This window comes from Natronococcus occultus SP4, assembly GCF_000328685.1.
Classification (GTDB): Archaea; Halobacteriota; Halobacteria; order Halobacteriales; family Natrialbaceae; genus Natronococcus; species Natronococcus occultus.
Map to the genome: position 1 here is coordinate 241,064 of NC_019974.1, position 13,504 is coordinate 254,567.

General features: G+C 68.1%; 9 protein-coding genes and 2 tRNA genes. 5 read left to right on the top strand and 6 right to left on the bottom strand.

Features of this window, described 5'->3' with window-relative positions:
- Window positions 1-19 precede the first annotated feature (19 nt).
- Complete coding sequence (locus NATOC_RS01165; protein ID WP_015319579.1) at window positions 20-1,177, top strand: nicotinate phosphoribosyltransferase; 1,158 nt, start codon at window positions 20-22, stop codon at window positions 1,175-1,177.
- A 37-nt stretch (window positions 1,178-1,214) separates the two neighbouring features.
- Here the strand turns inward: NATOC_RS01165 and NATOC_RS01170 are convergent, their stop codons facing one another.
- The 4 genes from NATOC_RS01170 to NATOC_RS01185 form a co-directional block, all read right to left on the bottom strand.
- Window positions 1,215-1,814 carry a TIGR00296 family protein gene (locus tag NATOC_RS01170; RefSeq protein ID WP_015319580.1) on the bottom strand — a complete coding sequence of 200 codons (600 nt, stop codon included), beginning with the start codon at window positions 1,812-1,814 and terminating at the stop codon, window positions 1,215-1,217.
- 1,140 nt (window positions 1,815-2,954) lie between these two features.
- Window positions 2,955-3,833: an esterase/lipase family protein gene (locus NATOC_RS01175; protein ID WP_015319581.1), complete on the bottom strand. Its 879-nt coding sequence runs from the start codon at window positions 3,831-3,833 to the stop codon at window positions 2,955-2,957.
- A 98-nt stretch (window positions 3,834-3,931) separates the two neighbouring features.
- Window positions 3,932-5,146, bottom strand: coding sequence for an outer membrane protein assembly factor BamB family protein (locus NATOC_RS01180; RefSeq protein ID WP_015319582.1), 1,215 nt, complete (start codon window positions 5,144-5,146; stop codon window positions 3,932-3,934).
- Window positions 5,147-5,426: 280 nt separating this feature from the next.
- Window positions 5,427-5,499: transfer RNA gene (locus tag NATOC_RS01185), tRNA-Arg, on the bottom strand.
- 251 nt (window positions 5,500-5,750) lie between these two features.
- On the opposite strand from NATOC_RS01185, the gene NATOC_RS01190 reads away from it, so the two are divergent.
- The 3 genes from NATOC_RS01190 (at window position 5,751) to NATOC_RS01200 (ending at window position 8,727) form a co-directional block, all read left to right on the top strand.
- Window positions 5,751-7,211 (top strand): single-stranded DNA binding protein, encoded by a 1,461-nt coding sequence (locus tag NATOC_RS01190; RefSeq protein WP_049888613.1) that lies wholly within the window; start codon window positions 5,751-5,753, stop codon window positions 7,209-7,211.
- Between the two features lie 63 nt (window positions 7,212-7,274).
- Window positions 7,275-7,706: a histone family protein gene (locus NATOC_RS01195; RefSeq protein ID WP_015319584.1), complete on the top strand. Its 432-nt coding sequence runs from the start codon at window positions 7,275-7,277 to the stop codon at window positions 7,704-7,706.
- Window position 7,707: 1 nt separating this feature from the next.
- Complete coding sequence (locus NATOC_RS01200; RefSeq protein ID WP_015319585.1) at window positions 7,708-8,727, top strand: histone deacetylase family protein; 1,020 nt, start codon at window positions 7,708-7,710, stop codon at window positions 8,725-8,727.
- 20 nt (window positions 8,728-8,747) lie between these two features.
- Here the strand turns inward: NATOC_RS01200 and cca are convergent, their stop codons facing one another.
- On the bottom strand, window positions 8,748-10,157 hold the full coding sequence (gene cca, locus NATOC_RS01205) for a CCA tRNA nucleotidyltransferase (RefSeq protein ID WP_015319586.1): 1,410 nt from the start codon (window positions 10,155-10,157) through the stop codon (window positions 8,748-8,750).
- Window positions 10,158-10,252: 95 nt separating this feature from the next.
- Between cca and NATOC_RS01210 the strand changes: the two genes are divergently transcribed.
- Window positions 10,253-10,325, top strand: a tRNA-Asn gene (locus tag NATOC_RS01210).
- A gap of 150 nt (window positions 10,326-10,475) precedes the next feature.
- Here the strand turns inward: NATOC_RS01210 and NATOC_RS01215 are convergent.
- The gene (locus tag NATOC_RS01215) at window positions 10,476-13,472 is read right to left on the bottom strand and encodes a bacterio-opsin activator domain-containing protein (RefSeq protein WP_015319587.1); all 2,997 of its coding nucleotides are present in this window, start codon (window positions 13,470-13,472) and stop codon (window positions 10,476-10,478) included.
- Between the last annotated feature and the right edge of the window lie 32 nt (window positions 13,473-13,504).

Sequence of the window (13,504 nt, forward strand, 5' to 3'; positions counted from 1 at the left end):
GCCGCCTGAAACCGACGGTATGACGAATCCGTTCGGAATCGTGTCGTCCGAGGCGATCCTCGAGGGCGCCGCGACGGACGCGTACTTCGAGCGCACGCGGACCACCCTCGAGCACGCGGAGAAGAACCCCCGGGTGGTCGCCGAGGTGACCGCAGACCAGTTCCCTACCGGCTCCTTCGAGGTCTGTACCGGCGTCAAAGACGTCGCGACGCTGTTCGAGGGTCGCAACGTCGACGTCGACGCGCTTCCCGACGGCCAGCTGTTCGACGGCGGGCCCGTCCTGCGGGTCGAAGGCCCGTACCTCGAGTTCGCCGAACTGGAGACCGCCCTGCTCGGGTTTCTCTCCCAGCCAAGCGGCTTCGCCACGGCCGCCCTCGAGGCCCGCCTCGCGGCACCCGACGCGACGGTGCTTTCGTTCGGCGCGCGTCACGTCCACCCCGCGATCACGGCGACGGTCGAGCGCGCCGCCCTGCTGGCCGGGCTCGACGGGTTCTCCCACGTCGCCGCGGGCGATATTCTGGGTCGAGAGGCCGGCGGAACGATGCCCCACGCGCTCATGTTCTGTTTCGGTGAGGGGAACCAGGACGAGGCCTGGCAGACGTTCGACGAGGCCGTCCCCGCGGACGTCCCCCGGATCGCGCTCGCGGACACCTTCTGGGATGAGAAAAGCGAGAGCCTGCTGGCCGCGGAAACCCTCGGCGAGGATCTCGATGGCGTCCGGATCGACACGACGGGCTCCCGCCGGGGCAATTTCAGACACATCATCCGGGAGGTCCGCTGGGAGCTCGACGCGCGGGGCTACGAGGACGTCGACATCTTCTGTAGCGGCGGGCTCGGCCCCGAGAACATCCGCGAGCTGCGGGACGTCGCCGACGGCTTCGGCGTCGGCAGCCACATCACTGAGGCCGACTCGGTCGATTTCAGCCTCGACATCGTCGCGATCGGCGACGAGGCCGAGCCGATCTCTAAGCGCGGCAAGCTCTCGGGCGTGAAAGAGGTCTATCGGACCGACGATGGCGGCCACCACGTCGCGCTGGCCGACCGGGACGGCCCCGCCGACGCCGAGCCGTTGCTCGAGCCGCTGGTCCGTGACGGCGAGATCGTCCGAGAGTTCGACCTCGAGACCGCCAGCGAGCGCTGTCTGGCGGACGCTTCGGCGGTCGGGTTCGACAGCTGATCGATCGGCGACGAAGAGAACGGCTGCTATCGGCGTCTCAAAGCTCCTCGACGCTGCCGTCGGCCTCCCGCTCCCGGAAGACCTGCCCCTCGAACAGCGTGACGACGACGTCGTCGTCCTCCCAGGCCCCCGGGGCGAGTTTCGCCTTCCGACAGGTACGATCGAGGTACTCACGAGCGCTCCAGCCGTTCTCGACCGGAACCGTGGGGTAGAGCCAGCCACCCTCCCCGCCGTCGATGGCGACCCCGTGGACCCCAAGCTCGAGGTCGGCCAGCGGGTCGTCGGTGAGGACGACGCTTTTGACAGCACAGACCGAGACGGTGAGGTTCGGTAGCTCCGAGGGACTCACCTCCGAGCCACAGGAGTCCTCGCTTGCGGCCTCGATCGCCGCGTCGACGATGACGTGGCCGAGCTGGTCGTCCGAGCGGTAGCCGCCGGCACAGCCCCGCAGACTACCCCGTCCGCGGGTCGACTCGAGCCGGACGAACGCCCCCGTTCGCTCGTAGAAGGCTTCCCGCATGCTGCCCGGTTGCTCCCGCTGTCCGTGTTGCACGTAGGATTCGACGGCTTCGCGCGCGAGTTCGACGGCGCGTGCACCGTCCTCGTAGGAAAGGTCAACGCCCTGTCGCTGGGACATACAACCAGACATGGTGATTGTCGTCCTAAAGCGCTTCCATTCGGTTCGAGGACACGAGGGATCCGACCGCGGGACTTATTCGGCTCCCGACCCTACTTCTCACTGGGAGAGAGAGCCCGGCTGCCGCGATGACCGTGCCGGCGACGGCGCGGTCACCATGGGACGGCGCGACTCGACGTCGCGTCGTCCCCCCACGTTGCCCGTCCCTCCGGGACGCGCAACGCTCGCGAGGAAAGTCCCCCCACCCGTTCGGGCGGGTGACCGGACGCAAGTCCGGAGCGGGAGACCGCTGGCTCTGGAACAGAAACGACACGTCTCGGCCCGACCGATGAGGCGCGCGACCCCGACCGCGAGGAAGGGAAGCTAACCCGCCGAGGGACGCGCGGTCCAACGGACCGCGAAACGTGAGACGGCGCGAGCCGTCGAGCAGGCGACTCGAGCGCCAGAGGCGCTCGAGTCGCCGACAGACGAGGCGGTGCAAACCGCCGAGTCGCGTGTGGTCGCACACACGTGGTTCGAATCCGCGGACCGCGCGATTCACGTCGACTGGCGCGGTCGACCACACACAGACGGCCGAGGATCGATGGAACGGCGAACCCTCACCGGTGCAAGTCCGTGCCGTGGTAGCCCGAACGCCCCGCGATTTCGCGGACGGCACGGACGCTCAGCCGAATGCCGGATCGAACAGAAGGGGGCTTACTCCTCTCACCCAGTTTTCGTCCTCGAGTGGCGACACGGTTCAATTGACCCGCGATCTCGAGCGAAACAGTACCATGCTACCAGAACACCCGTTCTACGGCCGGTCGTTACGTACAGCGAACTTTTTTACCGAGGGCATCGGCTGGCGTCTGCGACACCAGCCTCAACCCCCGGCAAAAAACTTCGATGAAAAAAGGCCGACGGCTCGCCCGTCGGGCTCGCCGTCGGTGAAACGCCTCGCTTCGCTCGGCGTACGCTTCTCCGACCCGCTCCGTTCCATACGCTTATCCCTCGTACCGTCTCGATGACCGTCCTCGCTCGTGTTCGGACGGTCCACAGCGCGCGCTACCGCACGTGAAGCTTTCAGTCGTCTCGAGGTCGCCGACTCTCTCGCCCGTACCGCCGATTCGAACCGATCGAGCCTCGGCTCCGATCCTGCCGTCACTCGAGGACGTCGGCGATCCGATCCACGCAGCCGACATCGGGTTTCGTGTAGGCGCAGTGGTCGCCGACCTCGCCCGTGACGTCGACGTCGGTGTAGTTCGCCGGGCACGAACTCCCGCTGCGAAACCAGCCGCCGCCGCAGTCGCTGCCCGCACAGCCCAGCCCGCTCGCGAACGACTGCAGGTCGTAGCCGTAACAGACGCTGGCGTCGTCCTCGGAGTGGTAGTTGTACACCGCGTCGGCTCCGTGCTCGATCCCGCGGCCGTACGCGCCGGCCGTACAGACCGCGTCGTCGTCGGCCGCGGTCCCGAGCAGCGAGACGGTCTCGACGCGGGTCTCGAGAACGGCGAGCGTCTCGAGACACGCCCGACCCCCAAGCGAGTGGCCGACCAGGTGGACCGTCGCGTCGGGGACGTCCTCGAGCCAGGCGGCGAGGCGCTCGCCGACGGTTTCGGTGGTGCGCTCGGCGCGCCAGTAGTTGTAGGTGTCGGCCGCCCAGGTCGCCGCGAGGACGGGACGGTCGTACCCGTTCTGATCCAGCGCCTCCCGGAGGGTAGCGGCCTGGTCCGTACTCGTCTCGCGGCCGTGCCAGCCGTGGACGAAGACGACGAACTCCTCGCCGATTTCCTCGAGGTTCGAGGCGGTCGGCTCGGCGTCAGTGAGGTCGATCTCGGGGTAGTCGGCGGGTGCCTCGAGCCAGTCGTCACAGCCGACGCGGTCGCTCGCTGCCGCCGGATCGGAGACGGCGCCCACTCCCGCAACCCCGGCGGTCGCACCCGCCGTCGCGCCGAGGAGCTGGCGCCGGCTGACAGCAGTCGAGTGCGGTTCGCACTCGTTGTCGTCCTCGGTCGCCGTGCTCGAGCGGTGCCCGTTCATGGATGGATCGTCGTCGGAGTCACGACTCGAGTCGACTCTCGTGACCGACGCGGGTACGTCCCGTGCAGGCACGTTCCGGGCGCCGAGGGCGCAGCTTCCTACGAAAGAACGAGTAGCTCCGTGGTTCCCTCGCCTTCCCAGCCGGCGCTGGTTCCCGCGAACAGCTTCCCGTCGGCAGCGGTGACGGCGCTGACCGCGCCCTCGCCTGCGTAGTCGAACCGGCGCTCGCCGACGCGAAGCGAACGAACCCCGTACCCGCCCTCGATATCGATCGCGCGGAGCCGATCGCCCCCGACGTAGACCGTGTCGCCGACGACGATTGGCGGACTCTCGGCGCTCCGGTCGAGGTCGACCCGCCACCGCTCGTCGCCGTCGGTCGCGTCGAGCGCGTACAGGGTCGTCCCCGAGCGAGCCAGCAGCGTCCGGTGGCCGATCGCGATCCCGTCGGCGCCGAAGCTCCCGAGTTCGGTCTCCCACTCCCGCTCCCCGCCGATGTCGAAGTAGGTGATCGTCCCGTCGCTACCGGCGACGGCGACACCGTGACCGGTCCGACGATCCTCCGACGTCAGTATCGTCGGCGCGCTCGCGATCCCCGCTTCGATCGTCCGCCGCCACTCGACGGTGCCCCACTCCGTGATGCAGTACAGCTCCCCGCCCCTCGTGGGAACGTAGAGGTAGCCCCCGTACACCGCCGGCGTGTATCGGGGCGAGCCGAGCAGCTCCTGCTCCCACAGCCGATCGCCGCTTTCGGCCTCGAGTGCGTACATGGCGTTGCCGGCGGCCGCGTAGACGCGATCCCCGTCGTCGGTCTCCGAGACGGTCAGCGAGCCGGATCCGATCGTCGAATCGAACTCGCGAGTCCAGTCGGCCTCGCCCGTCTCGAGGTCGCGGGCGGTCAGCGTGCTCACCTCCGGCAGGTACGCCCGTTCGCCGATCACCGTCGGCGCCCCGTTGTAGGTGTAGGCCTCGTTGTCGGGATCGATCGACCACCGCCGCTCGCCAGTCTCGCGGTCGACGGCGACGATGTCGACTCCCGTGGTGACCAGAACAGCGTCGTCGGTCACGATCGGCTCGGCGGTGACGAACGCCGAGCCGAGCTCGTGGCGCCACTCGAGGGTCGGGTCCTCGCGGGGGGCGACGCCGCCGGCGACGGCTCTGGAGTTGCCGAGATCGGCGCCGGGCGTCGGCCACGTGTAGCCGTCCTCGGTTCCGGGCTCGGCGTCGACCCGTCCGAGACAGCCCGCGAGCGCCGCGGTACCGACGGCCCCGGCCCCGGCCCCGACCCTCGTGAGGAGATCGCGTCTGGTTGGCATTGCCGAACGACTCGCGGACGGCTCGGAATGAGTTTTGTGTCCGACCGCCGCTCGATCGCGGAGGCCGACTCGGCGTCAGGATTCTCGAGGTATCGACAGGATCGGTCCGCAGGGGTCTCTGCAAAGACCGCGAGCAGCGGCCGCTCACGCTGCTACGCGTCGCTCGCGGTTTGAGAAGCGTCCTGACGGAGTCCAACGCGAGTGAAACGAGCGTTGGGCACGTCAGGACCGAACGACGCAGCGAGTGCTGAACGAAGTGAAAGCACTCGTAAGGAGTGAGCGTCCTGACGGAGATTTGAACTCCGGTCCCTGGCTCCGCAAGCCAAGAGGATAGTCCACTACCCTATCAGGACTCATCTCTACGTACTGCCGTCGACATTAAAGCCCTTTCGAAAGTATCCGGTCGCTGGCCGCCGATTCCGGGTGTGAGTGTCACGCGGGCGCCGCGGGTTTATCCCGGAAGGCGCAGCCAACGATCGTATGCGCTCCGACCGTCGACTGCCCCGAGTCGCCGCGTCCGTCCCGACCGTCGTGTGGGTCATTCGCTCTCGAGGCTGTCGAATGAGCAATTCTTATGCGCGGGCTACTCATGAACGAACATAGAATGAGCGACATCGAGGGCGTGTACGAGGACCTCGAGGCCGACGTTTCTCTCGAGGAGTTTCGCGAGGCCGTCGAGGAGAAAGTCGAGCAGATGGGCGGGCTCGCCGACGAGGAGACGGCGGCGATGCTCATCGCCCACGAGATCGGCGAGAGCGAGGTCGGCGGCGTCGCCGACGTCGAACCCGGAATGGAGGAGGCCAAGTTCGTCGCCAAGGTGATCGACATCGGCGAGCTGCGCACCTTCGAGCGCGACGGCGAGGACGAGGACGGCCGCGTCGTCAACGTCGAGGTCGCCGACGAGACGGGGTCGATCCGGGCGGCGTTCTGGGACGACCACGCCGCGGCCGCCACCGAGGAGCTCGAGGAGGGCCAGGTGCTGCGAATCAAGGGCCGTCCGAAGGACGGGTTCTCGGGCGTCGAGGTCAGCGTCGACGAGGTCGAACCCGACCCCGACACCGAGATCGACGTGCAGATCTCCGATACCCACACCGTCGAGGCGCTGTCGCTTGGCCTCTCGAGTGTCAATCTCGTCGGCGTCGTCCTCGACACCGACAGCGTGCGCACCTTCGACCGCGACGACGGCTCGGAGGGGAAAGTCGCGAACCTCGTCGTCGGCGACGCGACGGGCCGAATCCGGGTGACGATGTGGGACGAACGCGCCGAGCAGGTAACGGCGTTCGAGACGGGTGACACCGTCGAGGTGATCGACGGCTACGTCCGCGAGCGGGACGGCTCGCTCGAACTCCACGTCGGCAACCGCGGCGCGATCGAGGACGTCGACGCCGACGTCGAGTACGTTCCCGACAACACGCCGATCGAGGACGTCGAGATCGGCGAGACCGTCGACATCGCGGGGGTCGTTCGCTCGGCGGATCCCAAGCGGACGTTCGACCGCGACGACGGCTCGGAGGGCCAGGTCCGTAACATCCGAGTCCAGGACGCGACCGGCGACATCCGGGTCGCGCTCTGGGGCGAGAAGGCCGACGTCGACGTCGGTCCCGGCGACGAGGTCGCGCTGGCCGACGTCGAGATCCAGGACGGCTGGCAGGACGACCTCGAGGCGAGCGCGGGCTGGCAGGCGACGGTGACCGTCCTCGATTCCGACGCCGAAGCGGGCGCTGGTGCCGGGACCGACGCCGGCGCTGCCGACGGTGGGGACGAGCACGCCGGACTGTCGTCGTTCGCCGACGGCGCCGGTTCGGCGACGGCCGACGACGGCTCGACTACTACCGGGGGCGAGGACGACGGTGAGACCGGTGCCGACGCCGATCGGAACGATCCCGAACCCGGCGAGGAGACCGAGTTCACCGGCGTCGTCGTCCAGGCCGGCGACCCGGTTGTCCTCGACGACGGCGAGACGACGATGAGCGTCGCGACCGACGTCGATGTCGGCCTCGGCGAGGAGGTAACCGCCCGCGGGGTCGTCCGCGACGGTCGACTCGAGGCGAGCGACGTGTTCTGAGACGTCGAAAAACGCCGAATCACGAGGAAAAGCGTTAAGGGAGTTAACTCCGGCTATCATGATATGAACGTCGAACTCCCGTTCGCGCCGGTGGATACGATCATCCGGCGGAACGCGGACGAGCTTCGGGTGAGCGCCGACGCGTCCGAGGAACTCGCAAAGCGCATCCAGGACCGCGGGAGCGAACTCGCGACCGAGGCCGCCGAGCGAGCGAACGCGGACGGGCGCAAGACGCTGATGGCCCAGGACTTCGGGGTCGAGACGGTCGTCAACAAGGAGAGTCTCGAGCTCCCGGTCGCTCCGGTCGACCGCATCGCGCGTCTCGAGATCGACTCCCGGTACCGGGTCTCGATGGACGCCCGGATCGCACTGGCCGATATCCTCGAGGACTACGCCGACAACGTCGCCCGGGCCGCGGCCGTCCTCGCTCGCCACGCCGATCGGCGCACGATCACGGACGACGACATCGAGACGTACTTCTCGCTGTTCGAGTGAGATGCAGTTTGGTTACAGCGAGACCTGTCTCGCACACGATCCCGGCGCGCGCCACCCCGAGTCGCCGGACCGACTGCGGGCGATCCGTGAAGGACTGAAACGAAAGTACGGCGTCGACTACGTCGAGGCCGATCCCGTCGGCATTGACGTCATGGCGGGTGTCCACGACCGCGACTACCTCGAGGACGTCAAGGAGTTCTGTGCCGATGGCGGGGGGAACTGGGACCCCGACACCACCGCGGTCGAGGAGACCTGGGAGGCGGTCAGATACAGCGCCGGACAGGCCTGCTGGGCCGCCGAGACGGCACTCGACGGTGCTGACGGCCGGGACACACCGTTCTCGATCGGTCGGCCGCCGGGTCACCACGCCGTTTACGACGACGCGATGGGCTTTTGTTTCGTCAACAACGTCGCCGTCGCCGCCCAGCACGCCCTCGACAGCCGGGACGTCGACCGGGTCGCGATCGTCGACTGGGACGTCCACCACGGCAACGGCACGCAAGACATCTTCTACGACCGCGAGGACGTCTTCTTCGCGTCGATCCACGAGGAAGGGCTCTACCCCGGTACCGGGGAGGTCGAGGAAACCGGCGAGGGGGCAGGCGAGGGGACGACGATGAACCTCCCGATGCCAGCCGGAACCGACGATCGGGACTACGTCGAGGCGGTCGAAGGTCCCGTCGCGAGCGCCCTCGAGGCGTACGATCCCGACCTTCTACTGATCAGCGCCGGCTTCGACGCCCACCGTCACGATCCGATCTCGCGGATCCGGCTCTCGACGGAGGCCTACGCCCTGCTGACCGATCGCCTCCGCGGGGTCGCCGATCGGACCGACGCGGCGCTTGGGTTCGTCCTCGAGGGAGGATACGGGCTCGATGTGCTAGCGGATAGCGTTGCGCTGGTTCACGAGACCTTCGACGGACGGGAGCCGATCGAGCCCGACGGCGACCGCAGCCCCGACGCCGTCGAGCTGCTCGAGGACGTCGCGCGGACCCACGACATCGAGCTGGATCTGGACTGAGGGTTCGAGCCAAGCGAGTTCTAGGGCTGCGGATCGAAGTACGCGCCCAGCTGACGGTCGAACTCCGGAAGCAGCGCCGCCGTCTCCTCGCCGACGAGGACGTCGTACCCGTCTTCGAGGGCCGTCTCGACGTGGGCGCCCAGCCCGACGTCGAAGACGGCGTCGCTCTCGAGGAACGCGCGGGCGGTCGTCCACTCCCGGGCTCGCTCCGCGACGTAGCGGTCGCCGTCGACGAAGGGGCCGTACACCTCCGGATCGTCGGCGTAAGCGTCGTAGAACCCCTCGGCGTGGGCGCGGACGTGAATCGGCGGGCCGAGGTGACGTTCGATCGCGGGTCGCTCGGCGACGGAAAGCTCTGCGAGGACGACGGCCGTCTCGGCGGCGAACGTCTGCGCCCGGAGCACGTCGAACCCGCAGTCTTCGAGCCCTGTGACGATCCCCGCGAGGGATTTCCGGAGCTGCGGGTAGAGCTGATCGTCGACGAGTTCGGGCGTCTCGAACCGGACCGCTACCGGCGTCGTCCCGCGATCGGAGAGATGTTCGCGAAGCGCCGCCTCGGTCAGCGGCGTCGGCTCGCGGGGCTCGAAGAACTCGACCGACGGCGCGGTGCGGAACTCGCGGGCGTAGTGTTGCAGACGGGCGACGTTTTCCATCGCGCAGACCGCGGCGACGTTTCGTTCGGGGTCGGTCGGATCGATGACGACCAGCGGGTCGCCGAACGAGATGTCGGCGCCGTGGTCCTCGGGATCGATCTCGACGGGCGGGTGCCAGTCGGCCGCTGCCTCGAGCAGCGAGCGAAAGCCGCCGTACTCGACGACCAACAGCTCGGTGAGGTAGCCGCTGAACCCCTGCGTCCGGAGGTCGCTCCCGTAGACGCCGATCCCCTTCAGAAACTGCTTGGCGAGGCGAACGTCGGCCGCGAGCGCCTCGTCGAGTCGCTCCTCGAGGTAGCGGTTGTGAAACGGCGTCCGATCGACGGCCGAGCGGATCTCGGTCGCCGACTCGAGCCGAAAGCAGGGGACGACGTCGACGTCGAACCCCTCGACCTCGCCTTTGACGTAGGGGTGTTCGGCGTACTCCTCGTGGCCGTCCGGAACCGTCGCGTGGCCGACCTCGAGACCGTACTCCGCGAGGGTCTCGCGGTCGAGTTCGGGCGGAAAGCGGACGAAGACATCGATGTCCCGATCGCCGCTGATCCAGGTGCCCCGTGCCGAGGACCCGACCTGCAAGACGTCGGCGCCAGCCACGAGATCGGTCGCCGCGTCCTCGGCGCGTTCGGTGAGCGTCGCCGCGACCGCGCGCAGCCGTGCCCGCTCGTCGGCGTCCGGATCGACTCGACTCTGGACCGTCGAGAGGACGTCCTCGAGCTCGCCCCCGTCGTTCGATCCGGTCGCACCGTCCTCGTCGCGGTCTGCCTCGTCGTCGCTCATCGGGTTGTGCTACTCGAGCGGTGCGTGAAAGCGTGTCGAACTCGGGGGAGGGAAAACGAAAGCCCTATCAAACCGACCCGATTACCTGATGATGAGCCGAAGTAGCTCAGATGGTAGAGCACCTCGCTGTTAACGAGGTTGTCCCAGGTTCGAGTCCTGGCTTCGGCGTCCGACAAATTTCTTCGAAATTTTCGGGCAACTGGGACGCAGAGCGTTCCAGCCCTGCTGATTTTCGAGCAATCACATGCGGGAAGCGGTAGCGCCGAGCGAACGCGGGGTTCACAAACGCGAGACGACCTGGCTCGACTCTCGAACCGATTACGTCGAGGACGGTTCCGGAGCCTCCCCGTTCGTACCGAAAAACGCCGAGAGCAGACACCAGTTCCCCCGGCGGAGGTGCTGGTGGAGCGTCGACGAGGAGATCCCGATCGAGTCGGCCAGCTCCTCGGCGGTGATCTTCCGGGGCCAGTCGTAGTAGCCGGCGAAGTACGCCGACTCGAGAGCCGCGCGCTGTTTGTCGGTTAGCCGATCGCCGACCGACTCCCGGAACGTGTCCGCGGTCGTCACCGACCGCTCGCGTTCGCGTTTTGCGACCAGTTCGAGCCCGTCGAACTCGGCGTCGAACCGCGCGACGATCTCGCGGACGTCGGCGCTCTGGGGGGCCTCGAGGACGATCGTTCCCGCGCCGTCTTCCGCCACCGCCGAGCGAACCGCGGTTCCGGACGCGAGCGAGAGCTGGATCATCGAGTTCGACGTAACCGTCTGGAGAACGAACCCGTCACTCCGTTCGGAGACCGCGCGGGCGCTCTCGATCCCGGCGGCGTCCTCGGCCGCCCCGAGGACGGCACCGGGATCGGCGCCCGACACCTCGTGGTAGAGCATCACGCGACCGTTATCGAGGGGGATGGCGCGCTGAAACACACAGCGACAGTCGAGCTCGTCGCTGATCCGCACGTAGAAGACGCCCGGGTCGCGAAGCGTAAACTCGAGCTCGACGATCGAGTCAGCGAGCAGCAGCTCCCGGCTCTTGAGGGCGTTCTTCGCGAAGCCGACGATCCGACCGAGCGACTCGAAGCCCGCGATGGCGTCGTCGGTGAAGACGTCGTCGCGGACGCTGTTTATGACGAGGACGCCGACGGTTCGGTCGCCGTACAGAAGCGGGACGGCGGCGATCGCCTCGACTTCTCGAGGTGGATCCCCGTCCGTCTCGGGATCGTCGGCGATCCGATACTGGCGGAGGACCCGAACCGTCCGAGCGTCGATCGCTCGCTCGACGATACCGCCGGCGATCGCGCCGAGCCGGGTGCGAGTCACCGTCTCGAGATACCCCTCCTCGACGCCGGCGCCGACGGGCGAGCCGATCCGGTCGTCGACGCCCTCGACGCGGCCGATCCATGCGCTGCGGTAGAGATCCGACGCGACCAGCTGCTCGCAGACCATCCGATCGAGCTCCTCGCGAGTCGTCGCCGCGACCAGCCCCGTGACGAGCTCGTCGTTGACCGCGCCGATCCGGTTTAACGTCTCGAGCTGATCGCGTTGCTGGCGAAGCTCCCGCTCTTGCGTGCGAAGCAGCTGGGTCCGCTCGGCGCGGGTCAACGCCGCGCCGATCCCCATCGCCAGCATCTCGGTGAGATGGACGTCGCTTCCGGTAACGGTCTCGTCGCTCCGGGCCAACACCGTGAGCACGCCGCGGGGGCCGATCGGAACGTGGATGCTCGAGTGTTCGAACAGCGAGGACTCGTCCCGTTCGCGCTCGCCGATTACGTTCTGAACCGACTCCCGGTTCCTGAACGCGCGCCCGGCCAGCGTCGCCTCGAGGTCGTAGGCGGCTCGTCTCTCGAGCAGGGCCTCGGCGCCGTCGGTCATCGCGACGCACTCGAGCTGATTCGTCTCGGGTTCGAAGAGGCGGACACAGGCGATCTCGAACCCCAGCACGCCGTCGACGGCGTCAACGCCCGTTCGGGCGATCTCCGGCGCGGTCTCGACGCCCATCAGCTCGCGGGCGACCTCGTTGAGCGCCTCGAGGCGTCGCTCCCAGGATTTCCGTTCGGTGACGTCGCGAACGACACAGACGATCCCGTCCTCGAGCGCGGTCAGCGAGTGATCCTGATAGAACCGGGTGCCGTCGGCCCGCAGTCCGACGGCCTCGCCACGCCAGTGGCCCGCCTCCAGCACCGCCGGGATCGCCTCCCGTTCGAGGCGCTCGACCTCCGTCTCCGGGAACAGCGTTCGCCAGGACGAGCCGACGAGCTCGTCGGGATCGGCGTACCCGTGCAGGTCGGCGAGTGCGCGATTCACGTAGCGGAGCTCGCCGGACTCGTCGGAGATCCCCATCCCGTCGGTCGCCGACTCCATCGCCGCCGATCGGTGGCGGATCGCGTCCTCGGCGTCGAGGCGGTCGAGCGCGGCCTGAATCGTCGAGGCCAGGATGCCGACGAGGTTCCGAAGCGAGTCGTCGATCGTCTCGTCGTCTGTCGAGCCGACGGTCAGAAGCCCGACCGTTCCGATCGGAACGACGAGGCGCTCCTCGAGCCCGATCTCCGGATGGGCGGGCCGACCGACCGTCGGGTACGCCTCGAACAGCCGAGCGACACCGTCCCGGAAGGCGTCCATCTCCACCGTCCCCGGTGAGATCGGCGCGATCCCCGCCGCGGCTCCGCCGTCGACGGTCGAAGAACGGACCGATCGGCTCGCGGCCAGCGGCTCGAGCCGATCCGCCGCCGAATCGAGCAGCCAGACGGCGGCGTAGGACCGACCGAGGACGGTCTGGACGAGCTCGACGGCGATCCGTCCGACGTCCTCGCGGCTCGTGGCCGCGTGAAGATTCCGACTCGCCTCGTAGAGCGCCTCGAGCCGGCTCTCGTCGCGCTCTGCTCGTGTTTCGGAGTCTATCCGTCGGTCGTCGATTTCGATGCGCGTGGCCGGTCGATCCCTTCGCCCCGACGGGTCGTCGGGATCGGTTCGAACGGCGACGGTGAGATAGCGGTCACCGTCGACCTCGACCGTCGACACGGCCAGCTCGACCGGGACCGAGCGCCCGGTGTCGTGGACGAGCGAGCAGTCGATCGGATCGGTGTCGAACGATGGCGCCCGCTCGAGGAGCGGACCGATCGGCGTCGCCTGCCCGTCGGGAAAGAGCCGATCGACCGGCTCACCGAGTAGCGCCTCGGTCCCGTAGCCGAGCAGCTCGGGGACGTGTGAACTCGTAAAGACGATCCTGCCCTCCGCGTCCAGGATCACGAACCCGTCGGTGACGGTTTCCACCACCTCCCTGAAGAGCGGATCGTCGGCTGGCGACGGGGTGTGTACGTTCATGTGTAGCTATTCACCACTGTAGTGCATAACTG

Coding starts and splice junctions, on each gene's coding strand:
- NATOC_RS01175 (WP_015319581.1), bottom strand. CDS start 3,833: ATGAACGGGCACCGCTCGAGCACGGCGACCGAGGACGACAACGAGTGC.
- NATOC_RS01180 (WP_015319582.1), bottom strand. CDS start 5,146: ATGCCAACCAGACGCGATCTCCTCACGAGGGTCGGGGCCGGGGCCGGG.
- NATOC_RS01215 (WP_015319587.1), bottom strand. CDS start 13,472: ATGAACGTACACACCCCGTCGCCAGCCGACGATCCGCTCTTCAGGGAG.
- NATOC_RS01195 (WP_015319584.1), top strand. CDS start 7,275: ATGAACGTCGAACTCCCGTTCGCGCCGGTGGATACGATCATCCGGCGG.
- NATOC_RS01190 (WP_049888613.1), top strand. CDS start 5,751: ATGAGCGACATCGAGGGCGTGTACGAGGACCTCGAGGCCGACGTTTCT.
- cca (WP_015319586.1), bottom strand. CDS start 10,157: ATGAGCGACGACGAGGCAGACCGCGACGAGGACGGTGCGACCGGATCG.
- NATOC_RS01200 (WP_015319585.1), top strand. CDS start 7,708: ATGCAGTTTGGTTACAGCGAGACCTGTCTCGCACACGATCCCGGCGCG.
- NATOC_RS01165 (WP_015319579.1), top strand. CDS start 20: ATGACGAATCCGTTCGGAATCGTGTCGTCCGAGGCGATCCTCGAGGGC.
- NATOC_RS01170 (WP_015319580.1), bottom strand. CDS start 1,814: ATGTCCCAGCGACAGGGCGTTGACCTTTCCTACGAGGACGGTGCACGC.